This window comes from Heliomicrobium undosum, assembly GCF_009877425.1.
Lineage (GTDB): Bacteria > Bacillota > Desulfitobacteriia > Heliobacteriales > Heliobacteriaceae > Heliomicrobium > Heliomicrobium undosum.
Window position 1 is genome coordinate 57,660 of record NZ_WXEY01000015.1, and the last position, 23,173, is coordinate 80,832.

Consider the following 23,173-nt stretch of genomic DNA (forward strand, 5'->3'; position numbering starts at 1 on the left):
CCCCTGTTGAACATGCCGCCATAGACGGATCACATACCCTGACAGCAAGGTTTTTTCGTAAGACACGACTGTATTTCGGTATTGGGGGAACTCAAGTGGCCACAATGCCTGACATCCTTTTGCCTGGCGCAAATTCGCCCGGCTCATCCGGTCCAGTGGGGACGGGCGCAGGCGCAATCGGTTTACAGGGGAAAAATCCGGCGCCGGCGCTTGCGCCCTTTTCTGTCTGCCGCGTCACCGTACAGCGGCAAAAGGCCGCCTGGACCATCGTCGCGCGGGCCTGCCAACCCTGGAACGATGACGATCTACGGGCTTTTCGCGACAAGATTCACGCAACCGTTCCCGGGCTCCGGGAACTGTCCGTACATATCGAATGCCCCTTGGATGAACCGCAGCAACTGGTCGACTCCTACTGGGATTGCCTGGTCCGCGCCGCCGTGCCCGAAAGCCGCCCCGGCGTGCGCAAAGCCTTGATAAAAGCGCAACCCCGCCTGCGCAGCGACGGCCTCGTCCTTACCGTCGACCCGGCCCAGGCCAACTGGCTGCGCAGCCGCCGCGTCGACCGCGACTTGGCCGAGACAGCCGACCGCCTCTTCGGCGTCCGCATTCCCGTCATATTGGAAGAGGCGGAACCGCAGATGAACGACGAATACCTGCTCGCCCAGGAGGAGGAGGAAAAGCGCCTCCTGGCCGAGCAGTTCAGGGCTGCGGCGGAGGCCAACGGAAACGGCGGCGGCGGAGCGAATGGCGGCAACGGCGGGACCGGCGGCGGAGGGAGCGGGGCAGGGGATAAAGGGTCCGCCCCGGCCGGCGAGATCTACGGCAAAGCCATCGGCGACACGGCCTTCATGCCGATCCGGGACATCCAGGACGAGGAGAAGAGCGTCATCATCGAGGGCCGCGTCTTCGGATTGGAGACGCGGGACCTGAAATCGGGCCGCCGCCTCGTCACCTTCAACGTGACCGACGAGTCAGACTCGATCACCGTCAAGGTCTTCGAGGGCGAAAAAGAAAACATCACCGAGGACGGCCGCCTCAAAGACGGCGCCTGGGTGAAGGTGCGCGGCTCCGTGCAACTCGACAAATGGCAGCAGGAACTGACCGTGCTGGCCCGCGACATCAACGGCCACAAAGCGGTCATCCGGCCGGACAACGCCGCCGAGAAGCGCGTGGAGCTCCATGCCCACACCAAGATGAGTTCCATGGACGGCCTCGTCTCCGCCAAAGACCTGGTCGCGCGGGCCGCCCACTGGGGCCACCCGGCCATCGCCATCACCGACCACGGCGTCGTCCAGGCTTTCCCGGAAGCCTTCGAGGTGGGCCGCAAGCTCAAGATCAAGGTCATCTACGGCGTCGAGGGCTACCTCGTCGAGGAGATGCCGGCGCCAAGCGGCGAAAAACTCAAGTCCTGGCACATCATCATCCTCGTCAAAAACATGACGGGCCTGAAAAACCTCTACAAGCTGATCACCAAGTCTCACCTGGAGTACTATGAGCGGCGTCCCCGCATTCCCCGCAAGCTCCTGGAGGAGCACCGCGAGGGCCTGATCCTGGGCAGCGCCTGCGAGGCCGGCGAACTGTTTAAGGCCATGCTGCAAGGCGCCGGTGACGACGAACTGAAGCGGATCGCCGCTTTTTACGACTACCTGGAGATCCAGCCCATCGGAAACAACCTCTTTTTATATAAAAAAGGGGAGGTGCCTACCGAAGAGGCCCTCCGCAATTTCAACCGGCGCGTCCTGCGCATCGCCGACGAGGTCGACAAGCCCATCGTGGCCACCGGGGACGTGCACTTCTTGGAGCCCCGCGACGAGTGCTACCGGCGCATCCTCATGGCCGGCAAGGGCTTTGCCGACGCCGACGACCAGGCGCCCCTCTACCTGCGCACGACCGATGAGATGCTGGCCGAATTCCGCTACCTCGGCGAGGCCGACGCCAAGCGCTGTGTCATCGACAACCCGCGCCTCATCGCCGACATGGTCGAGGAGATCAAGCCGATCCCCGACGAGTTTTTCCCGCCCATCATCGACGGCGCCGAGGACCAAATCCGCGAGATGACGGAAGGGACGGCGGCGGAACTCTACGGTGACCCGCTGCCCGAGGTGGTCCGCAAGCGCGTCGACAAGGAACTGCACTCGATCATCTCCAACGGCTTCTCCGTCCTCTATCTCATCGCCCAGAAGTTGGTGAAAAAGTCCAACGACGACGGCTACCTCGTCGGTTCCCGGGGCTCTGTCGGCTCCTCCCTGGTGGCCACCTTCACCGGCATCACCGAAGTGAACCCGCTGCCGCCCCATTACCGCTGCGGCCACTGCAAGCACTCCGCGTTCATCATGGACGGCTCCATCGGCTGCGGCGCCGACCTGCCCGATAAAAACTGCCCCCAATGCGGCCAGCCGCTGATCAAAGACGGCCACGACATCCCCTTCGAGACCTTCTTGGGCTTCGAAGGCGACAAGGTGCCTGATATCGACTTGAACTTCTCCGGCGAGTACCAGCCGCGCGCCCACAAGTTCACGGAAGAACTCTTCGGCAAGGATTACGTCTTCCGGGCCGGCACCATCGCCACCATCGCCGAGCGGACCGCCTACGGCTTCGTCAAAAACTATATGGACGAAAAAAAGATCCCCGCCCGCGGCGCCGAACTGAGCCGTCTCGTCGGCGGTTGCACCGGCGTCAAGCGGACGACAGGGCAGCACCCCGGCGGCCTGATGGTCGTGCCCCGCGACGGCGACATCCATGACTTCACACCCCTCCAGCGCCCGGCCGACGACACCAAGTCAGAGACGATCACGACCCACTTCGATTACCACTCCATATCGAGCCGCCTCGTCAAGCTGGACATCCTCGGCCACGACGACCCGACGGTGATCAAGATGCTCGAAGACCTGACGGGCGTCAACGCCAAGGGGATCCCGCTGGACGACGCCAAGACGATGTCCCTCTTTTGCAGCCCCGACGCCCTCGGTGTCACGCCCGAGCAGATCCGCTCCAACACCGGCACCTACGGCATCCCCGAGTTCGGCACCAAGTTCGTCCGCCAGATGCTGGAGGACACGAAGCCGAAGACCTTCTCCGACCTGGTCCGCATCTCCGGCTTCTCCCACGGCACCGACGTGTGGCTGAACAACGCCCAGGACCTGATCAAGAGCGGCACCTGCAAGACCGGCGAGGCCATCTCCACCCGCGACGACATCATGATCTACCTCATGTACCAGGGCCTGCCGCCGAAAAAAGCATTCTCGATCATGGAGGGCGTCCGGAAGGGCAAGGGTGTCAAGCCCGATGACGAGCAACTGATGCGGGACAACAAGGTGCCCGAGTGGTACATCGAGTCCTGTAAAAGGATCAAATACATGTTCCCGAAGGCCCACGCCGTCGCCTATGTGACGATGGCCTTCCGCATCGCCTGGTTCAAGGTCTACTACCCGGAAGCCTTCTACGCCTCCTTCTTCACCGTCCGGGCCGACGAATTCGACGCCGACCTGATCTGCCAGGGCTCGGCCCATGTGCGCCGGACCATCGAGGAGATCGAGCGCAAGGGGAACGAAGCCACCGCCAAGGAAAAGAACCTGCAAACGATCCTCGAACTGGCCCTGGAGATGTACGAGCGGGGCATCCACATGCAGCGGGTGAACCTGGACCGCTCCCACGCCGCCAGGTTCATCATCGAACCGGAAGGCCTCCTGCCGCCCATCGGCGGCCTCCCCGGCGTCGGCGTCACCGCCGCGCAAAACATCATGGCCGCCCGGGAGGAAGGGCCGTTTTCGTCGATTGAGGACCTGCGCGTGCGGAGTCGGGTGAGTAAGACGGTGATCGAAGCATTGCAGAAGCATGGGACCTTGGATGGGATGTGTGAGACGGATCAGATGTCACTCTTCTGATAAGTTTTCTTGTTCATCTTGTCGAAGTTTAAAAACCCCGCAAACCCAGTAAAGAATCAGGTGTTGCGGGGTTTTTGCTGTTTTCACGCGAACAGAAAGAACGTCTGCTTAGTTCACGGAAAACTAGCGTGTTCGGAAAGTCTCATTAGATGAGCGTGAGATAAATACCGAGAGACGATATACAAAGTAGCGGGCCAAAGATCCGATTAAGCGGCGTTGACGAATAACAACTACGCTTTTTAGGATAAACTAAACTATCCCAGCAGGCGCTGAGACTTCTTTCAAACCCGCCATAGCGATTCACGCACGAAAAAGCCCCGTCAGTCCTTATCGGAGGGCGGGGCTTTTTGCGTTTAAAAGGATCGTGGCTGGACTAAAAAGACAGGTTTAGGAGACAACCGAAAGCCAAGGAGTTCAATCCGCCTCTGGGGACTTCGAAAATGCCGTTTTTGAGGACGGCAAAATAAATGCCTTGGGAGTTGGGTACTTTTGTAAAGATTTTCGTCAAATATTGGTTGAAAGGGGAATTCCAATGAGTTACTATAAATACACTAAAGTACCTAAGGAGGATTGAAGGTGCCTTACATATCAAGTTTCTTGTACGCCGAAGATAGCGTTCAGCTTCCTGGACAGCCGCTTAACATCGTAAACCCCCAAATCGTATTAAGGCCTATGTTTGTGCCAGGTATGTTTTCATTTACGATCGTTTTCGGTATTTCAGAGGTGGTTGTTACCGAAGCGCATACACTAAGATGCATCTTTTGTGGTCCAGAGGGAGAAGTTGTTCTTGATACGGGCGCTTTTGACGTTCCCGTTCAACCAGATGCAATTAAAAGGAAAGACGATCCGATTGAAACCCAAGCACTAATGGTAAACATGAACTTTCGCAATGTACCGTTTAAGTGTGAAGGAAGATACAACACACAGGTCTTTTTGGATGGGACCAATATAGGTAATGTACCGGTTATGGTGAGGGGAAACGAACGTGCTTTCGGCAAGTAAATCCTTTTTAGACAGAGGTGCTCATGAATTAACCTTTGAAATAGACGGTTTTTATGAACAAGACAATGTGTTAAAAAAAACATCTTTGAGCGTACAAAACGCAATAGGATGGTTGAGTGAGCCGGTAAAAAAGTTTTTAGCAACTGGAGTAGCCCTAATTTGTGTATATGATGCCTCTGCAATGTCAAATTCAATACAAAAAAGTGTAATTATTCATTGTGATCAAGATGAGCAAGGAAGCCGTGTTACTAGTCGGTTGAACATTTACGACCAAATTAATTGCTTCCATCAAAACACATTTGTGGAAGGAGGGGATCTTCTTTATCAAAAAGATGTGCTAATTCCTGCAGAAGCAGTTTTGACAGCTAAGAAAATAGGATATAATGTAAGTGACAACAATCACGAGTCGATGGTTTCATTTTCTTTTCCTGTCGAAACTAAAGCAGAGTTAGAGGGGGATATGATATGAAATTAACTGACCCCCATAGTCAAAAGAAGCCAATTAAATTGGGCAATGTGAAAGTAAATTATCGCGGAGACTACCCGTCGAAATTTAATGATTTTTTGATTGATGATATTTTCGATTCTGTTACTACCAAACCAGAACCAATTAAAACCATAAAGCCTAGACGCATTAACGTTATCGACAGAGCATAATTACAAGGCGGGGTGGGATTTGAGTGAACTGGTACAATGAAATACCTTCTTCAACCCCTCTGGCGCAAGGGGATATCTTATTTTCTTGTTCGATTTACAAACCAAAATTTGTTAGCATAAATAAGGAGAACATCGAGGAGTCGGAAGTAGAACTAGATCTATATAGACAGAACGTTGTTATCCTTAGTCAAGCTTGTGATTTGGAACAGGGAAAACTTAACGAAATATTGGTAGCATCGGTTTACGATATACAAACTCTACCTATTCGTATTAAAAAAGACGCGACAAAGGAAGAAATAATAAACCAGAGATGGAGTACTGTAAAAGAAATACTTTCGGATAAAAGACCTAATTTTTATATAATGGGTAAACACGATAGTGAAAACCAAAAACTACATACAACATATTTAATTGTTGATTTTTCTACATTGTTTACAATACCGTTGACTGTTTTGGATGTAATACGGGAAATTCATGGCCCGAGATTACAACTTAATGTGCCTCATAGAGAATTACTTAACCAGAAATATGCCGGTTTTATATCAAGAATTGGTATTCCAAAAAATGATTCCCTTAATGAGGATGAGATAAAAGCGTTAATCAAGGGAATTTGATTACAGGAACTTACAAACCCCGCCCTCATCCCAAGGCGCGGGGTTTTACATGCCCTGTAATTAGAGCGAATGTTCTAATTAACCCCATTATACGGTTGATCGAGATTATTGATGTGGTGGAATGCTAGAATCCCCGCCTTCCTGAAAGAAAGCGGGGACTGGCTGTTTAAACGCAGTTTTTTGCCTCTAATTAAGTCAAGAGGCCGCATCATTCCTCATGATTCACGGATTCATAATGCTCCCCGGATTCCCCATCATGCCGATTCGTAAAACACTCCCAGGTCAAGTCCGCAATGTACTGATAAGGGATCGTGCCATTGCCGGCGCCTAAAGCGCATTTGTACCCCCAAATGTTTCCCCAACTGTTCCGGAAGATGAAGTAGCCGCCGCCGGGGTAGCTGCTGTCGTCCTGATAGCCGGCGAGGCAGATGGCGTGGCCGCCGATGGAGGGCTCCTGGGGGAGGGGCAGGGTGACAGCGCCGGAGAGCCAACAGGCCTGAGACTTTACCCAACTGGCGTAGGCAGGAATGGAGACGCCCACCAGGTTGCCGTCGGCAAGCGATTTTTTGATCGAAATCACATCGGTGGGTTTCAGCGCCGTCCATTGCAGTTTGTAAGGCGCTGCCGCCTCATCAACGCCAGGCGGGCTGCTGGCCGGCGCTTGTTCGGGATTGTAGGGCCACTGTGACTCCAGGCATTGTCCGTATTCAGCCACCGCTTGTGTCGTGTACTTCAGGTAGGTGCCGTTCATGGAGGGCTTGCCGTCCAACTGTTTGGCGTACCAGTAGGCATACTCTTGGGAGAAGCTTTCCGTGTTTCCGGTGCAATAGTCGTGGATTTCACTCGTCACGAAGGCGCAGCAGGTGTTCCGTACGCCTTGGTTATACACGGGGGGCAACTTGTCTAAGAGGTTGACCGACACAGGCAGGCTGGGTTCGTGAACGATCCGCTTGAATAGTTTCATCCCCGAGAAGTGTGTGGACGAGGGTTGCAAAGCCCCGTGGATCGTCGGGTGATCGACAAGGGTGGTCAAGGTGGCGTGAAGGCTGGCGTCTATGTTGGCGGCGGCTTCGTGAATCAGTTGTTTCAGATCCTCGCCGTAACGTTGCAAGTGGTCGGCCAAGAGGGAGCGCAGTTCGGGGATTGCGTGCAGGGAGATCAACTGCTCCAGACTGTGGACGCCGAGGGAATGTAGATCCTCTTTTTGGTCTGTTGTCAGAGAAGCCAATTGGTGGAGGTTTTTTAAAAACGCCATGAGATCCTCCTTTACCATCTCAAAATGTTTGATAAGAAAAGCCGAGAATAAAACCTTCATGACCAGTCTGGTCACAAGCCAATTACACAAAAAGATGATGTAAATGGCTTTCCATAAAAAACGGCCATGAACAGCCAGGTCGCAGGCATGATGAATAAGGCTTTTCATAAAAAAAGCATAAATCAGATCCAGGCAAAGTGAATGCGCTTTTTAGCGCCAAAATGAACCCATTAGCGCCGAGCGCATTGAATGTTCACGAAGATACCAGTATCCTTCCAGGTAAAAGGCTTACCAAAAGATTCTGAAGACAAAAGATTCGGATTCGGAAGAGCGGAATCATCCTCCATTCCGAAAAAATCGGTTCATACTTTTCGATTATGGGGCGAGGTATCGATGACGACTGCAACAGCCATCCAGGAAAGCGACCTGAATCAAGCCGCCGGACCTCGCGTGTTGCTCTTTTTTTTACAACGCCTTCTGTTCCGGCGATCCTACGAGTTCATCGAGCCCTTGGGGTTGATGACCTTGGCGGCCTATATCGAGGAGAGAGGGTACCGGCCAGGGGTCTTTTCCGGCACGGTGACAGAGGGAGCGGCGCTGCTGGAACGGGAGATGGAGCGCCGGCTCGTGGCAGCCGTCGGCCTGTACTGCGACTTTGAGAATCGTTCCGTTGTAGAGCCTTTTTGCCGTTGGATCAAGGATCGGTGGGGCCTCCCCGTGGTCGTCGGCGGCCCGCAGGCTGTGGCGCTCCATGAAGACTTCCTGTCCCAATCGGGATGTGACGCTGTCGCTATCGGCGAGGGCGAGGCCACATTGCAGGAACTGTTGGATTGCCTGATCAGGGGACAAGGCGCTTTGGGCGATATCGACGGCATTGCCTATTTGGATGATCATGGGTGTCTCGTCCGTACGCCGGAGAGGCGCTTGATCGCGCATTTGGATGAGTTGCCCTATCCGCGAATGGCCCACTCCTTGACGGGGGTGAAAAACAACCTTTCGATCCTCTCGGGGAGAGGCTGCCCCTTTCAATGCGCTTTTTGTTATGAGGGCGGCAAGCAGGTGCGACTGCGCAGCGTCGACCACGTCATGGGCGAGATTCGCCATGGCCTGCGGGAGAATCCCCATGTCCGGTACATCTGGTTCGCTGACGACACCTTCACCTTGCAGCGGGAGCGAACGGCGCACTTTTGTCGGGAATTAGCGGAATTGCGCAAAGAATATGATTTCGTATGGTTCTGTGAAGGTCATCCCAGCACCTTGGTGCGCTCGCCCGGCCTGATCGACGAGATGGTCGAGGCGGGGTTGGCGCGGATGCAAATCGGCATTGAGACAGGCTCTGCGCGCTTGATGGATACCTACAACAAGCGCACCACCCCGGAGCAGATCGAGGCGGTGGTGCGCCGTTGCCGGGACGCCGGACTGAAACAACTGTGCGGCAATATCATCATCGGAGGCGCTCACGAAACGGACGAAAGCCTGGCGGAAACATGGGCCTATGTCGATAAGCTGTTGACCCTCGCGCCGGGGATGCTCGATATCTCTTTGACCCTCTTCATGCCTTTTCCGGAGACGGCCATCACCCGTTGTCCCAAACAGTTCGGCATGACGGTGCTCGATGGAGAGGCGCTCACATCGGTGGGCGACTATCCGGTGGCCCATACGGAGGCGATGGATCTGCCGGCCATCGCCATGGCCAGGAAGGATTTTCAGTTGAAGGTCCTTCACCGCATGCGCGAGCTGTTGGCTCAGGGACGAGTTTCCCACCAGGCGATTTTGGACCACTACCGCCTGCACGCGGTCTACGGCATCTCCAGTGTCTGGCATGAGACCATCTATGCTAAACAGCCCTTCCTCCACCGGAGGTACACCATGCTGGCCCGAACGTCTGCCCGAACGTCAGCGGAAATACCGCCGGGCGAATGGACCCGCTGGCGTCCTCAACGGGTGTTTTCCTTGTGGAACGCGATTGCCTGGGAGAAGGGCTACCCCGAGGTATTGGGAGAGGTGCTGTCCCCGTTGGAGTATCACTTGCTCCTCCACTGCAGCGGCAAGCTCCAAGTGGGGCAGTTGACCGGTGTGGCGCTGGAGCAGTTTCCCGGACGATATGACAGCCGTGAAGAAGCGGAAGCGTTGATCCAAAAAGTCCTCCGATCCTTTGAGGAGAAGCACTGGCTGGTGTTCCATCCTGACTGATTCCCCGCAAGGATCGTGACTGACTCCCGGCAAGGCAAGACGAAGGAGAGGAATCATGGACGGCAGGGTTTTGCTCTTGAGTGTCCACCGCCTGACCTATGACGCGCTCAGTCTCGATATGGAGCCGCCTGGCCTGTTGATCCTGGCCGCCTTTCTGGAGACCAAGGGATATGACGCCCTCGTGTGCCAAGGCGAACCTGCCGGTGTTCGCGCATTTTTAGCCGAGCAGGCCGCGAGCGGCCCCGTGCTCGCCGTGGGATTTTACTGCGATTATGAAAACCAGGTCGAAGTGGCCGCCTTGGGCGCAGAGGTTCACCACAATTACGGTTGGCCGGTGATCCTCGGGGGACCGCAGGTGGGCGGCTTGGACGAAGCGTACCTGCGACAGTCCTGCGCGCTGGCTGCGGTGGCCGGAGAGGGGGAAGTCGTCCTCTGGCAGTTGCTCGATTGCCTCACCGGCCAAGGCGGCGACTGGCGCTCCCTCGAGGGCGTCATCTATGTCGATGAAACGGGTCAACTGCGGCACAACGGGCTGGCGCCCATGATCCAGGACCTCGATGAATTGCCTTCGCCGGCTTATCACCGCTGGGTGAACAAGCCCTTTCGCAAAAAAGCCTACGTCATGGGCGGCCGGGGTTGCCCCTATAACTGCGCTTTTTGCCATGAGGGCAGCCTTTCTCGGACGCTCCGCGTTCGCAGCGTCGACAAAGTGATGGCCGATGTGGAGACCCTTTTGGCCTTGGAGCCCCATATCAATTACATCATCTTCGCCGATGACACCTTCACCGTCTCGCCGCAGCGGATGACCGACTTTTGCCGGCGAATAGCCAAGTTGCGGGAGAGCCGGGATTTTGTCTGGTACTGTGAAGGCCATGTCAAGCTTCTCTATCGCTGGCCGGATATGATGCAGGAAATGGCGGCGGCCGGCATGGTCCGGTTGCAGGTGGGGATTGAGTCGGGGGTTCAGCGGTTGCTGGACCTATACGGCAAAAAAACCACCCTGCCGGAGATCGAGGCGGTCATCCAGGCGGCCTACGAGGCGGGGGTCCACCAGATGACCGGTTTCTTTATCAACGGCGGTCCCTTTGAAGACCCCGAAATCGTCGCCCAGAACAAAGCCTTTTGCGAACGGCTGCTGCATCTTGCTCCCGGCATGATCGAACTGGGGCCGAGCGCGCTGATCCCCTACCCGGAGACGGATATCGCCCGCCGGCCGGATCATTACGGTTTGCGCATCCTGGACAGGCGGGGATGGACGAGCTTTGGCGATTATCCCGTCACGGAAACGGCGGCGATGACGCGGGAAGCGATCGCAAAAGCTCAGAGAGAACTGGTCGAACATGGCATACATACGATGCGGCAGTTGTTCCAAGCGGGCAAGATCCCCCATCAGCGGATTTTGGATTGTTTCAAAGACTTGCGCTATGGCGTCGTCTCTGTCTGGCACAAAGCGGTGTACAGCGAGGCGCCCTTTGTGGCCGGCTATTACACCCTGATGGCTCGCGACGCCGTTCGCCGCTCGGCGGACATTGCGCCAGGGGAACTGCCGGGCTGGCGTCCCCAGCGGATCATGGAGATGTGGCTCGATGTGGATTTCTCCCAAGGCTATCCGCGCATCGGCAGAGAGGTCCTCTCGCCCTTGGAGTTTGAATTGTTGCGCCACAGCACAGGCAAGTTGACGCTGGCCCAGGTGCTGGATCGGGTCTATGACCGCTTCCGTGAACGCTTTGATCACCGGGAGGAATTTGACGGGACGGCCATGGGGCTGCTCAGAGGTTTTGAAAAGCGTTACTGGTTGGCCTATGCGCCTTTTTGAGCAGGGGCGAAAGGGCGCGATGCGCCCGCGCGCAGTCAATTGGGGGAATCGCTTTGAGTGATCGGAAAACAGTGCTGCTTTTGCATGTGCAGCGGGTTATCGCAGGTTCTTCCGCCGGGGTGAGCAGTTACTTGGGCCTTTTTTACCTGGCCGGGATGCTGGAACGCAGCGGTTATGCGCCCTGGGTGTTCCATGGCAAAGCCCATCAAGTTCCCGAGGTCCTGGAGCGGGAAAAAGCCAAAGGGCCGATCAGCGCAGTGGGACTTGCCTGCGATTATGAGAACCGCACCGCCGTAGAGGGTCTCTGCCGGTGGGCAAAAGCGAACCTCGACTGTCCGGTCATCGTCGGCGGTCCCCAGGCGCCGGGGCTTTCGGAAGATTTTTTCCTTCGCTCCCGCTGTGATTATGTCGTCGTCGGCGAAGCGGAAGAAACGCTGCCGGAACTGTTGGACTGCCTGCTGCGGGGGAAGGGGACTGTCGAGGAGATCCATGGCGTTGTCTGGCTTGACGAGGCCGGAAAGCTTCGGAAATCACCGCCTCGTGAGCCTGTTGCCGACCTGGATCGCCTGCCTTTTCCCGCCTATCATCGCTCCCTTCATCGAGAGGCGGAATACGGGCAGACCCTGTTCACCGGACGAGGTTGCCCCTTCTCCTGCGCCTTTTGTTACCAGAGCAACCACCAGCGACGGGTTCGCTTGCGGGCGATGAAACAGGTGATGGCGGAGATCCGGAGCAATCTCGAACAGAACCGGCGTCTGAAATACATCATCGTCAGCGATGACACCTTCACACTTTACCCGGAACGGGTCGACGCCTTTTGCCGGGGGATGGACGACATCCGCCAAAACCGGGACTTGGTCTGGTACTGTGAGGGCCACGTCAAACTGCTGGCCCGTTGGCCCGAGATGTTGCAACGGATGGCGCAGTCGGGCCTGGTTCGCTTGCAGATCGGCATCGAGACGGGCGATCAGGCGGTGTTGGACCTTTACGGCAAGCAGGTGACGGTCGATGAGATTGTCCGAGTCGCGCAACAGGCCGTTGAGGCCGGCATCCCCCAACTGGCGGCCAACCTGATCATCGGCGGTCCCCTCGAGGGGAATGGGGAGACGCTGGAGCGCACCGCAGCCCTGGCCGAGCGTTTGCTCACCGTGGCGCCGGGGGTCATCGATATCAGCACCGGTTTTCTCCGTCCCTATCCGGGCACGGCCATCGCTCGTACACCGGGGAGTTTCGGTCTGGAGATTCACGATCCCGACGGGAGCAAGTCTGTTGACGATTTTCCGCTGATCACGCCGGAAGGGATGACGCTGGAGGAAGTGGTTTCGGCCCGGCTGCGCATCAGCCACCATATCGTTCGTGTCATGGGTAGGTTGCTCCGGGAAGGGAAAGTCGCTGACGGAACCATCCTTTCCCAGTATCGACTCGCCGAGCGCTATGGCATCACCAGTGTCTGGTACACGGAGTTCTTCTCCAAGGATCCCTGCTTGCATGAGTACTTCCGCCTCTTGGCAAAGGGGGCGGCGCGCGCCATCGAGGATGTGCCTCCAGAGGAAAAGCCCTTCTGGCGGCCCCAACGGACGATGGAAATCCATAACACCGTCACCTTCGACGCCGGATACCCGCGTATCGGTGACTATGTGTTTTCACCGTTGGAATTTGAGCTTCTGCTGCGCTGCACGGCCAAAGCGACTTATCAAGAGGTGATGGACAGCCTTTTCAGGGGTTTCGGCGACCGTTACGACGACCGGGAAGATTTTGACGAAACGGTGGAGCGGATTTGGCGGGAGTATGACCGACGGCGATGGGTGGTCTTCTGCCGGCGATAAACCGGTGTCAACGACATGGGAAAGGAGGTGATAACATGAGCAAACAAGATGCGGAAGCCCTGGTTGCGAAAATCAACAATTCCCCCGATCTGATCAACTCTTTCGCCGATGCGAACCACGAAGAAGCCTTTCTCGCCGCCGCCAAAAAGCTGGGCTACGATGTGACGATGGAGGAATTCAAGGCTGCCACGGCTGCCTATCAGGCGCAAGCCCCCGTGTCCGGCGACGGCCCTGACCAAGGTGTCGGTTTGACCTTCGTCGGCATCGACTACGCCTTTGTCGGCGTCAAAACCTCCAGCGGCTGATCCTGTTGAAGGCCAAGGACGAGAAGACGGAGCCGGAATGATTCCGGCTCCGTCTTTTCCCAGCGCCATCCCGTGCGCCATCCTCGGCGTCATCCTATCATGCCGGTTGGGTGGTGAACGAAATGCCCGGCGGGCTCATCTTCCAGTACGCCCCTGAGGCGGGAAATGGAATGTCCCTGTGAAGGGAAAGGAGTAGTAACGATGGAACAAGGCCGGTTCGAACAAGGCAAGACAGAAAGGCGGGAAAGGGGGGAGAGACTGGAAAGGCGAGAAAGCGGGCAAAAGCCTGTTCGGGGACGGATCATGCTCCTGTACATGCAACGGCTAGGGGTCGGGAATCTCCATGAAATCACGGAGCCGCTCGGTTTAGGTTGCCTGGCCGCTTTTGTCGAAGAAAGGGGTTATGCCGCGCAGGTCTACTCGGGCCCGCTTCATGATGCCTGGGAGGCGGTCCAGGCGGAGATGGGGCAGAACGGGTTGGATGCCCTGGGTCTTTATTGCGATTTTGAAAACCAGTCTGCCGTGGAGAGTTTCTCCCGCAAGGTGAAGGAAATTTGGCCGATCCGGGTTTTTATCGGCGGTCCGCAAGCGGTGGCGTTGGGCAAAGGGTTCGTCATGCGCTCCCGCTGTGACGGGGTGGTGCGCGGCGAAGGGGAGCATCCCCTGCACCGACTGTTAGAGTTTTTCCTCCACGGTGAGGGGTCCCTGAAGGAGATTCCCGGACTTGCTTACGTCGACACACAGGGAGAATGGGCGAGCAATCCGCCGGGGCCCCCCTTGAGGGACTTGGACCGTCTGCCGATCTTGAAGTCTTGGGAGGCCCGCACATCGCGCCGCAACAGCAAAAACCTGGCCGTTCTCTCAGGGAGGGGATGTCCCTTTCATTGCGCTTTTTGCTACGAAGGAAGTGTGCCCGGCAAAGTGCGCCTGCGGTCAGTGGACCATGTGATCGGCGAAATCCGCCAGGCCCTGGCGCACCGGCCATCGATCCGGTACATCTGGTTCGCCGATGACACCTTTACCCTCGACCCCCGGCGGATGGCCGAGTTCAGCCGCGCCTTGACGGAGTTGAGAAAAGAACATGACTTTGTCTGGTTTTGCGAATGCCACCCCAGCACCTTGATCCGATGGCCGGACATGCTGGAGATGATGATCGAAGCCGGACTCGTTCGCATGCAGATCGGCATCGAGTCCGGTTCTGCCGAGGTCCTCGCCCTCTACCGCAAGCAGGCGGGGAAAGAGGAGATCGAGAAGGTCGTCCGCCTGGCCATGGAGAAGGGCCTGCCCCAACTGACGGGCAATATCATTGTCGGCGGCGCCGCTGAAAGCAGGGAGACCTTCGAAGATACGAAGCGTTTTGCCCAAGGCTTGTTGGAATTGGGGCCAGGCATGGTGGATATCACATCTACCTTTTTTATTCCCTTGCCGAATACGGCGATCTCCGAAGACCCCGGAGCCTTTGGGTTGCGCCTATTAGACAGAGAGTGCCTGACTTCCATCGGCGATATCGCCGTCGTGGAGACGGAAAGCCTGACGCGCTGGGAGATCACGGCCATGCGCATGGAGTTTACCCGTCATGTGCTGACCGTGATGAATGGGCTGTATTCGGAAGGGAAAATCCCCGAGGAGCGGGTTGCCCTCGATTTTCGATTAAAGGACTTGTACGGCATCGAGAGCAACTGGCTGCAGTTGATCTACCGGAGGCAAATACAGCCCAATCATGACGATCTCGTTTCAAACATAGCGAAAAACCCTTTCGAGCGTAATTATTCCACCATGCTGGACCGTGGCGCAGCCCGTCCGTCGACAGCGATTTCTCCGGAGGAACTCGATCACTGGCGTCCCCAGCGTGTGATCGAGCTTTGGACTGTTGTAGACGAAAGCCGGGGCTACCCGCAGATCGGCGGGTATGTCTTATCGCCCCTGGAATATGCCTTGCTCCTCTACGCCACCGGGAAATTGACTCGAAAAGAGGCCTTGGAGCGGGTCTACGAGCAGTTTGGAGACCGCTTTGACGGGGTTGACGATTTCAATGCGGTGGCCGGAAAAATTCTGCTTTCCTTTGAAGAGCGCTATTGGCTGGTCTATGCGCCGCTCTAATGGCTGCGGCTTGCCAGGGCGAACCCGGCGATCGCTCGATTCTCACGGAGGTGACCAAATTGGCGGCCTACGACCTCTTGCTTGTCAACGCGCACCGGGAGTACAAGGCATCGGTGGCAGGGGACATCAACATCGGCATCAACCTGTTGACGGTCTTTTTACGGGAAAAAGGATACCGGGTGAACCTGTTTCGCGGCTTTGCCCATGAGGCGGAGGAGTGGATCGGGGCAACCATGGCCCAAGGGGGCGCCCGCAGCATCGGCTTTTATTGTGACTATGAAAACATCACCTTGGTGACGAGTTTTTCCCGGATGGTCAAGGCGCAGTGGGGGATCCCCGTCTTTGTGGGCGGCCCCCAGGCGACAGGCATCGATGAGGATTTTCTCACGCAATCGGGCTGTGATGCTGTCGTGCGCGGCGATGGGGAGTATGCCCTCCTGGAATTGTTGAGGGATTATCTGGGAGGGGCGCGCAAACGTGAGGAGATCGAGGGTCTGACCTTTCTCGACGGGGAGGGGCGGCTGATCATCACGCCGGATCGGCAAGTCATCGAAGATTTAGACGCCCTGCCCTGGCCTGATTTCCGGTTGGAGCAGGATCACGACACATGGAACGTCATCCCCATCATGACGGGCCGAGGCTGCCCTTACCGCTGCGCCTTCTGTTATGAGGGATACAACAGCCAGTTGGTGCGCTTTCGCAGTGTGCAAAACGTGCTGGACGAGATCGCCGCCCATCTGGAGCGCCATCGCCAGTGCAGGTATATTTCCTTCATTGATGATACCTTTACCCTACAACCGGAGCGGGTCGAGGCCTTTTGCCGCGGTCTGGCGGAAATGCGGAAACAGCGGGACTTCGTCTGGTTCTGCGAGGGTCATGTTCAGACCTTGCACAAATGGCCCCATGTCATGAAGCAGATGGCTGACGCCGGTCTGGTCAAGCTGTTTATCGGCATCGAATCGGGATCGGACAAGGTGTTGGGCTGCTACCGCAAACAGACGAATCGCAGGATGATCGAAGAGGTGGTCCGGGAGGCCGTGAAGGTCGGCATACCGCAGATCACCGGAAATATCATTGTCGGCGGCCCATTGGAGAGCGCCGAAACGCTAGAAGAGGATTTTGACTTGATCCGCCGGTTGTCCGAGGCCGCCCCCGGCCGGTTTGAGTCTGTGGGATTCTTCCTGATGCCCTTTCCCAATACGGCGATCACCCGCGAGCCGGCGCGTTTTGGCATCCGCTTCCTGCGAGAGCGGGAGGCCCATGCCTTAGAAGACATTCCGCTGTCTGAGACAGATGAGATTCCCTGGACGGAGATGTTCAAGGCGCGCAATCAGTTGAACCGGCGCATCGTCGATAGGATGCATCGGTTGTATGGGCAGGGCGAGGTGCCCCACGAAACCATCCTGACCATCTATCGATTGTTTTATCAGTACAGGGTGTACTCGCGCTGGCTGATGAATATCTTCAGCGCCTATCCGATCAAGCACCGCTATTATCAACTGCTGGCGCAGGCGGGGGCGCGCCGTTCCGCGGAGATTCCCTCGGGAGAGTTGCATCGCTGGCATCCGCAGCGGGTGTTCCATTTATGGAGTACCCTTTCCTATACACAGGGGTATCCGCAGTTGGATGGCTTTGTCTTGTCGCCGCTGGAACATGAACTGCTCCAGTTGTGCAGCGGCAAACTGACCCGGGGCGAGGTAGTAGACCGGGGATACGAGGTTTTCGGCGAACGGTTCGAAAACCGAGACGACTTTGAGACCATGGCTGATCTCATCCTGCGCAGTTTTGAAGAACGCTTTTGGATGATCTATGCCCCTATGTAATCTTGCCGCGAAAGGAGATCAGCCATGAAGCGGCCCTACATCCTGCTGCTGTATGTCCAGCGGATGATCTACAAGCGCACCTTTGAATTTTTGGATAACCTGGGGCTGATGACCCTTGCCGCCTACCTGGAGGAACGAGGCTACAAGGCGCGGGTTTTTACGGGCATCACCACCGATGCGATGGCCTGCTTCCAAAAGGAGTGGCGAAGCGCTCGTCCCGATGTTGTCGGTTTTTATTGCGACTATGACAATCAATCGTCGGTGGAGGCCATGAGCCGCCATCTGCGGGAGCGGTTTGGCGTCCCCGTGGTGGTGGGCGGCCCCCAGGCGATCCACCTCGGGCGAGAGTTCTTGGAGCGTTCCCAATGCAGCTTCCTCGTCCGGGGGGACGGAGAAGAGCCCTTATACGAGATTATGGAATGGATGCGCCATGGTCAAGGAAGCCTGGACACGATCCGAGGGGTTTTGTATCTCGATGAGGCCGGAAAACTGGTGGAGACGGGAGCGCGGCCCTTGCTGACCGATCTGGATCGACTGCCCTTTCCCCGAACGGCCCACCTGCTAGGCAGGGACGCAAAATACAACCTGTCTGTGCTGTCGGCGCGGGGCTGTCCCTTCCGCTGCGCCTTCTGCTATGAGGGGGGCAATACGAAAAACCTGCGCATGCGCCGGGTGGAGACGGTGGTGGAGGAGATCCGCCTGGGTTTGGAGGAAAACCCGCAGGTAAAGTATGTATGGTTCGTCGATGACACCTTCACGGTCAATGCGGACCGGACGGCTCATTTTTGCGAAGCCTTGGCAGCGTTGCGCCAGAGATGGGACTTTGTATGGTTTTGTGAGGGTCACGCCGCAGTCCTTGCCCGGCATCCTCAGTTGATACCGATGATGGTGGAAGCGGGGATGGCCCGCATGCAGATCGGTATGGAATCGGGATGGCAGCCCGCCTTGGAAGCCTATGGCAAGCAGGCCACCGTCGACCAGATAGAGGAGGTGGTCCGGCGCTGTTACGAGGCGTCGCTGCCACAGTTGGCGGGCAATTTTATCATCGGCGGCGCCCATGATTCGGAGGTCACCCTGGAGATGACGGCGGCTTATGCGGAGGGACTGCACCGCATGGCGCCGGGGATGCTCGATCTGTCGACGACCTTCGTGATTCCCCTGCCGAACACGGCCATCACAAACTGCCCCGCAAGGTTCAGACTCACCCTCATTGACGCCGAGTCCTATACATCATTGGAGGATTATCCCGTAACGGAAACGGCGCATCTGTCGGTGAACGAGGTCAGCCGATGGCGATACCGGTTCGTCCAAAGGAACTTCGATACAATGAAGGAACTGTTCGCGAGCGGGCAGGTGCCCCATGGGCGCATCCGCCAACACTTTACCTTGGCCCACCGCTACGGCGTGACCAGCACTTGGTTCAAATTCGCTTTTAACAAGGACCCTTTGACGAATGCCTATTACTCTCTCTTGACAACGGGCAAAGCGAAGGAGTGGAACGACCTTTCCAGGGGCGAAAGGGAGATGGCTTACCCCAGTCGTGTCTTTGATCTGGACGAAGCCCTCCAATGGTTCGAAGGCCGGCCGGTCTTGGAAGGTCGAATGCTGACGCCACTGGAATACGAGTTGCTTCAGTTATGCGGCGGTACGTTGTGTTGCTGTCATATTGCGGGGTTGTTAGCAGAACGACACCCCAAAGGAATGATCGAGGGGCACAGTCTCCGGCGCCTCTTCGAGGAGTTTGCGCAACGCCATTGGATCGTCTTTTTACCTGAGTAAAAAGGGGCCTGCTTTTCGAACTCGTTCCGAGTAATTTCCAAAGGCATAGGGAATACTCACCTAACGAGTTCGTCTTTTTGGAGGTCCCCCATGTCGATCGAAAAAATAATCGAAGCCGCCGCCTGGTTGGTCATGACTGTGGCCCTGATTATGTTCGTCTCGAAGGAAAAGCTGCGAGACTCCATCGTGATTTTTTTCTTTAAACAGTTTATCACATGGTTATTCGGCATCCTGGTCGTACAGTGGAACATGATCGTCTATCCTGTACGCTTATTCGCGAATGCCATTCAAACCAGCTTTACTTTCGAATTCTACATTTACCCCGGTCTCTGTGTGTTGTTCAACCTATACTATCCGGAACATGGCAGCTTAATCAGAAAAGCAATTCATTACTTTGTCTATACCACGGGTATTACGATATTCGAGGCATTCCTGCAAAAGTATACAAACCTCATCAAGTACATTCACTGGGGCTGGCATTGGAGTTGGATCACATTATTCCTGACCTTTTTGGCTTCCCGCTACTTCTACCGGTGGTTTCGAGGCGATTTTACCAGCAAGGCTGTGCCCGTGTCTGAGCATCCTAGACCCAGGAGGTGAACGGGATGCAAGACGAAAAACGCCCCCAACTCATCGCCGGTGAAGCAGGCGACAGTTTGGAGGCGACCTTGGACGCGCAGACGGCGATTCCCTGGGAAATGCAGAAGGGCTGGTACGATCTCCTCGCTCAGATCGCGAAAAAGGACGGAGAGAGTTGAGACACACCGGAAAGAGATTTCCAGAAAGACAGCTAGGGCGATGCCCGGCTTTTTTTCATTTTCCGATTAGAGAATGTGATGGAGAATGATTGCTGAGCAAACACTTTTAGAAGGATAGGGGAAAGAATTGGCGAAAATAAGTAAAGACAATGGTTAACTTAGTCACATATAGGGTTACCTGAATCGCCGTCAACCGGGTAAATACAGGGGGATTGAGGATGAGCACTTTTACACGCCTTCAGGCAGATAATTTTTCCGCTTTTGATAATATTGACCTATCTTTTTCCCCGGGGATTAATGTATTTATAGGTAGAAATGGCACTGGAAAAACCCATATTATGAAGGCTTTATACGCTGCTGGAGCTATTACCGGTAAACTTGAAAGGTTCCTCGCTATTTAGTGTGGGTTGGCAATAGTAGAGATGTTAAAATGGCAGTATGAACAACACTGATTTATTTCAATTAGCCCTCGGCTTAACACCACCCTGGTATGTGTCTGAAACCCGATTTAATGCCGAGGTACAAGAACTCCATATTACCATTGACTTCCTGCCGGGGAGTGAATTTGCTTGCACGGCTTGTGCTGAAGCCGGATGCAAAGTCCACGATTCAAAGGAAAGGGTTTGGCGACATCTGAATTTCTTTCAGCACAAAACCTTTATTCATGCGCGTGTACCCCGAACAAAATGCCCGCGATGCGGGAAAGTTCATCAGGTATCCGTACCTTGGAGTCGTCCGGGAAGCGGATTTACTTTGCTTTTTGAGGCCTATGTCATGACACTCGTCAGAGAAATGCCTGTTAGGTCGGCTGCTCGCATCGTTCATGAGCATGATTCGCTACTCTGGAGAATCCTGCATCATTACGTTCACAAAGCACGCCGAAGAGAAGACCTGTCTACAGTTGAAAAGATTAGCGTCGACGAAACGGCCCGAGCGAAAGGTCATAAGTACGTGTCGCTAATCATGGACGCTGTGTCTAGACGGGTGATTTTTGCTACAGAGGGAAAAGGCGCCGATGTGTTGCCGAAGTTTATCGAAGACCTTCAATCTCACGGTGGTTGTTCCGAGAACATCACCGATGTTTGTATGGATATGTCCCCTGCCTTTATTTCAGGGGTGGAAAAGCATCTTCCAGAATCCGCGATCACCTTTGACAAATTCCATGTCATCAAGCTACTAAACGAAGCTGTGGATCAAGTTCGTAGAGAAGAACAAAAAACGATGCCGGAATTAAAAGGAAATCGCTATATCTGGCTAAAAAATAAAAAGAACTTAACGATGAAGCAAAAAGCAGTCATGGACGATGTGCTTTCACAACGACACTCGAAAACGGCTCGGGCCTATCAGCTTAGACTCACCTTTCAGGAAATGTACGAAAAAGATCCAATGGACGCACCGATGTTTCTCAAAAAGTGGTACTTCTGGGCAACCCATAGTCGGTTAGAACCCATAAAAACAGTCGCGTACACCATGAAGCGACACTACACAGGAATCCTGCGGTGGTTTGTCTCTAACATTACTAATGGATTGCACGAAGGGATCAATAGTTTAATTCAGGCAGCCAAGCGTAAAGCCCGAGGATATCGTTCCGTTCGCAACTTCATTGCCATTATATACCTTGTAGCTGGTGGTTTAGATATAAGCGTAGCTCCAGCTAGGAGTTGATACATTTTCAGCAACCGAATTTTTACCCACACAAAACAGCGAAGAGCCACTTGAAAGCTATATCGATAAAATGATTAGAATCTTCCTACCATATGAATATAGAATTGGTAGATTGGTGCGCAGAAATAATAAGTCTACCCGAGCTAGAATAGTATTATCCTCCGAAAAGGAACAAATTAGCCTTTCCTTTAGCAATCATTCAAAGAATACGCCGATTGATTTAAATGAAGAAAAGTGGAAAAAGAATAAAATTAAATGCGCCTATATTCCAGTGAAAGAAATGTTGGCGAATGCGCCGGGGTTTCGTTCGCTTTACTCGGAACGACTGATCCATTTTGAAGAAGTGTATTCCGACATCATCGACCGCGCCTATTTGCCGCCAAAAAGAGGACCTTTGGAAGAGAACCGGGCGAATCTGCTCAAAAAATTGGAAAATGTATTAGCTGGAAACGTTATTACAAAAGGAGAGACTTTTTTCTTAAATAACGATCAAGGTATGTTGGAGTTTACCCTGCTTGCAGAAGGATTGCGGAAGTTAGCGCTACTTTGGCTTCTGATACAAAACGAAACATTGCTGAAAGGTTCCGTGATATTTTGGGATGAACCAGAGGCGAATTTAAATCCACAAATGGTACGGGTTGTCGTTGAGATTTTAATTGAACTCCAACGATCTGGTGTACAGGTGTTTGTAGCGACCCATGATTATGTGACGCTCAAGGAGTTTGAGTTGCAACGAACAAAGGAAGATAAAATCCTTTACCATTCATTTTTCCGAAAGGACGAGCGAGGATCGGTCTACGTATCTACTACCAGCGACTACCATCTTCTCGATGAAAACGCGATTTTGGACAAATATTTGGATCTCTATGACCGGGAGGTTCAAAAGTCTCTAGGGGGAGAACCTGATTGATTATAAGGGAAGTACAGTTAGAATTTGACTTTACCGGCGCTTTGTCTGTCGAAAAACTAGACGAGCCTGGGCAGGAACATCCCAAAAAAATGAAATTTGTGGATTTTGTGGTAGAAACCGCTGATACTATATATCTAATTGAGGTTAAGGACCCTAGCAACACAAATACTCCGCCGAAAGAACTGACGAGGTATGTGAAAATACTACGAAGCAATGAGTTGGTCGATGATATATTGGTTCCAAAGTGCCGTGACAGCTACACGTATTTACATTTGATGGATAGAGATAATAAAAAATTTATATATATCGTACTCATTGCTCTTGAACGTTTGAATATAGATACATCACTATTGCCCGCAGTGACATCCAGACTGTCTGCCCGATTGAAAAGGGAAGGACATAAACCATGGAAACGAACGTACATATCAAGTTGTCAAATATTAGATTGCGAGCGGTGGAATAAATTAATGCCCTATAAGGTAAGACGGGTTGTAGAACGGAACTTTTCCTGAATAAACAGAAACCGCCTGGTTAAAGGGCGGTTTTGTTTTCTACACAAGCTAAGTTTGGAATCAAACCCCTATAG

The 23,173-nt window shown here is 54.5% G+C and carries 18 protein-coding genes; 17 read left to right on the plus strand and 1 reads right to left on the minus strand.

Annotated elements, in window-relative coordinates:
* The first annotated feature begins 104 nt into the window (after window positions 1-104).
* The 5 genes from GTO91_RS12700 (at window position 105) to GTO91_RS12720 (ending at window position 6,157) form a co-directional block, all read left to right on the plus strand.
* The gene (locus GTO91_RS12700) at window positions 105-3,884 is read left to right on the plus strand and encodes a PolC-type DNA polymerase III (protein ID WP_161259121.1); all 3,780 of its coding nucleotides are present in this window, start codon (window positions 105-107) and stop codon (window positions 3,882-3,884) included.
* 576 nt (window positions 3,885-4,460) lie between these two features.
* A complete protein-coding gene (locus GTO91_RS12705) occupies window positions 4,461-4,886 on the plus strand; it encodes a DUF6941 family protein (RefSeq protein WP_161259098.1) in 426 nt (141 codons plus the stop codon).
* Window positions 4,870-5,355 carry a hypothetical protein gene (locus tag GTO91_RS12710; RefSeq protein WP_161259099.1) on the plus strand — a complete coding sequence of 162 codons (486 nt, stop codon included), beginning with the start codon at window positions 4,870-4,872 and terminating at the stop codon, window positions 5,353-5,355. The genes GTO91_RS12705 and GTO91_RS12710 overlap by 17 nt, the downstream gene beginning before the upstream one ends.
* Window positions 5,352-5,543, plus strand: a complete 192-nt coding sequence (locus GTO91_RS12715) for a hypothetical protein (protein ID WP_161259100.1) — start codon at window positions 5,352-5,354, stop codon at window positions 5,541-5,543. Before GTO91_RS12710 ends, GTO91_RS12715 begins: the two co-directional genes overlap by 4 nt.
* 23 nt (window positions 5,544-5,566) lie before the next feature.
* Window positions 5,567-6,157 carry a hypothetical protein gene (locus GTO91_RS12720; RefSeq protein WP_161259101.1) on the plus strand — a complete coding sequence of 197 codons (591 nt, stop codon included), beginning with the start codon at window positions 5,567-5,569 and terminating at the stop codon, window positions 6,155-6,157.
* Between the two features lie 208 nt (window positions 6,158-6,365).
* Here the strand turns inward: GTO91_RS12720 and GTO91_RS12725 are convergent, their stop codons facing one another.
* Entirely contained in the window at window positions 6,366-7,412 is a 1,047-nt protein-coding gene (locus GTO91_RS12725) for a C1 family peptidase (RefSeq protein WP_161259102.1), read from the minus strand.
* 393 nt (window positions 7,413-7,805) lie between these two features.
* On the opposite strand from GTO91_RS12725, the gene GTO91_RS12730 reads away from it, so the two are divergent.
* The 12 genes from GTO91_RS12730 to GTO91_RS12785 all read left to right on the plus strand — a co-directional run bounded on the left by GTO91_RS12730 (window position 7,806) and on the right by GTO91_RS12785 (window position 22,587).
* Window positions 7,806-9,605 (plus strand): B12-binding domain-containing radical SAM protein, encoded by a 1,800-nt coding sequence (locus tag GTO91_RS12730; RefSeq protein WP_161259103.1) that lies wholly within the window; start codon window positions 7,806-7,808, stop codon window positions 9,603-9,605.
* Window positions 9,606-9,660: 55 nt separating this feature from the next.
* On the plus strand, window positions 9,661-11,421 hold the full coding sequence (locus GTO91_RS12735) for a B12-binding domain-containing radical SAM protein (RefSeq protein ID WP_161259104.1): 1,761 nt from the start codon (window positions 9,661-9,663) through the stop codon (window positions 11,419-11,421).
* A 53-nt stretch (window positions 11,422-11,474) separates the two neighbouring features.
* The gene (locus GTO91_RS12740; RefSeq protein ID WP_161259105.1) at window positions 11,475-13,247 is read left to right on the plus strand and encodes a B12-binding domain-containing radical SAM protein; all 1,773 of its coding nucleotides are present in this window, start codon (window positions 11,475-11,477) and stop codon (window positions 13,245-13,247) included.
* A gap of 35 nt (window positions 13,248-13,282) precedes the next feature.
* Window positions 13,283-13,552, plus strand: a complete 270-nt coding sequence (locus GTO91_RS12745; RefSeq protein WP_161259106.1) for a Nif11-like leader peptide family natural product precursor — start codon at window positions 13,283-13,285, stop codon at window positions 13,550-13,552.
* A 201-nt stretch (window positions 13,553-13,753) separates the two neighbouring features.
* Window positions 13,754-15,652, plus strand: coding sequence for a B12-binding domain-containing radical SAM protein (locus GTO91_RS12750; protein WP_161259107.1), 1,899 nt, complete (start codon window positions 13,754-13,756; stop codon window positions 15,650-15,652).
* 59 nt (window positions 15,653-15,711) lie between these two features.
* Complete coding sequence (locus GTO91_RS12755) at window positions 15,712-17,475, plus strand: B12-binding domain-containing radical SAM protein (protein WP_161259108.1); 1,764 nt, start codon at window positions 15,712-15,714, stop codon at window positions 17,473-17,475.
* A 24-nt stretch (window positions 17,476-17,499) separates the two neighbouring features.
* On the plus strand, window positions 17,500-19,254 hold the full coding sequence (locus GTO91_RS12760; RefSeq protein ID WP_161259109.1) for a B12-binding domain-containing radical SAM protein: 1,755 nt from the start codon (window positions 17,500-17,502) through the stop codon (window positions 19,252-19,254).
* A 90-nt stretch (window positions 19,255-19,344) separates the two neighbouring features.
* Window positions 19,345-19,854: a CBO0543 family protein gene (locus GTO91_RS12765; protein ID WP_161259110.1), complete on the plus strand. Its 510-nt coding sequence runs from the start codon at window positions 19,345-19,347 to the stop codon at window positions 19,852-19,854.
* Window positions 19,855-19,859: 5 nt separating this feature from the next.
* The gene (locus GTO91_RS12770) at window positions 19,860-20,012 is read left to right on the plus strand and encodes a hypothetical protein (RefSeq protein WP_161259111.1); all 153 of its coding nucleotides are present in this window, start codon (window positions 19,860-19,862) and stop codon (window positions 20,010-20,012) included.
* A 218-nt stretch (window positions 20,013-20,230) separates the two neighbouring features.
* The gene (locus GTO91_RS12775) at window positions 20,231-20,413 is read left to right on the plus strand and encodes an AAA family ATPase (RefSeq protein WP_235919581.1); all 183 of its coding nucleotides are present in this window, start codon (window positions 20,231-20,233) and stop codon (window positions 20,411-20,413) included.
* A gap of 37 nt (window positions 20,414-20,450) precedes the next feature.
* Window positions 20,451-21,677: an ISL3 family transposase gene (locus tag GTO91_RS12780; RefSeq protein WP_161259112.1), complete on the plus strand. Its 1,227-nt coding sequence runs from the start codon at window positions 20,451-20,453 to the stop codon at window positions 21,675-21,677.
* A 70-nt stretch (window positions 21,678-21,747) separates the two neighbouring features.
* On the plus strand, window positions 21,748-22,587 hold the full coding sequence (locus tag GTO91_RS12785) for an AAA family ATPase (RefSeq protein ID WP_161259113.1): 840 nt from the start codon (window positions 21,748-21,750) through the stop codon (window positions 22,585-22,587).
* Window positions 22,588-23,173: the final 586 nt, after the last annotated feature.

Bases quoted from the DNA above. Each gene is read 5' to 3' on its own strand.
- GTO91_RS12700 (WP_161259121.1), top strand. From the start codon at position 105: ATGCCTGACATCCTTTTGCCTGGCGCAAATTCGCCCGGCTCATCCGGT.
- GTO91_RS12715 (WP_161259100.1), top strand. From the start codon at position 5,352: ATGAAATTAACTGACCCCCATAGTCAAAAGAAGCCAATTAAATTGGGC.
- GTO91_RS12725 (WP_161259102.1), bottom strand. From the start codon at position 7,412: ATGGCGTTTTTAAAAAACCTCCACCAATTGGCTTCTCTGACAACAGAC.
- GTO91_RS12730 (WP_161259103.1), top strand. From the start codon at position 7,806: ATGACGACTGCAACAGCCATCCAGGAAAGCGACCTGAATCAAGCCGCC.
- GTO91_RS12735 (WP_161259104.1), top strand. From the start codon at position 9,661: ATGGACGGCAGGGTTTTGCTCTTGAGTGTCCACCGCCTGACCTATGAC.
- GTO91_RS12745 (WP_161259106.1), top strand. From the start codon at position 13,283: ATGAGCAAACAAGATGCGGAAGCCCTGGTTGCGAAAATCAACAATTCC.
- GTO91_RS12750 (WP_161259107.1), top strand. From the start codon at position 13,754: ATGGAACAAGGCCGGTTCGAACAAGGCAAGACAGAAAGGCGGGAAAGG.
- GTO91_RS12760 (WP_161259109.1), top strand. From the start codon at position 17,500: ATGAAGCGGCCCTACATCCTGCTGCTGTATGTCCAGCGGATGATCTAC.
- GTO91_RS12765 (WP_161259110.1), top strand. From the start codon at position 19,345: ATGTCGATCGAAAAAATAATCGAAGCCGCCGCCTGGTTGGTCATGACT.
- GTO91_RS12770 (WP_161259111.1), top strand. From the start codon at position 19,860: ATGCAAGACGAAAAACGCCCCCAACTCATCGCCGGTGAAGCAGGCGAC.
- GTO91_RS12775 (WP_235919581.1), top strand. From the start codon at position 20,231: ATGAGCACTTTTACACGCCTTCAGGCAGATAATTTTTCCGCTTTTGAT.
- GTO91_RS12780 (WP_161259112.1), top strand. From the start codon at position 20,451: ATGAACAACACTGATTTATTTCAATTAGCCCTCGGCTTAACACCACCC.
- GTO91_RS12785 (WP_161259113.1), top strand. From the start codon at position 21,748: ATGATTAGAATCTTCCTACCATATGAATATAGAATTGGTAGATTGGTG.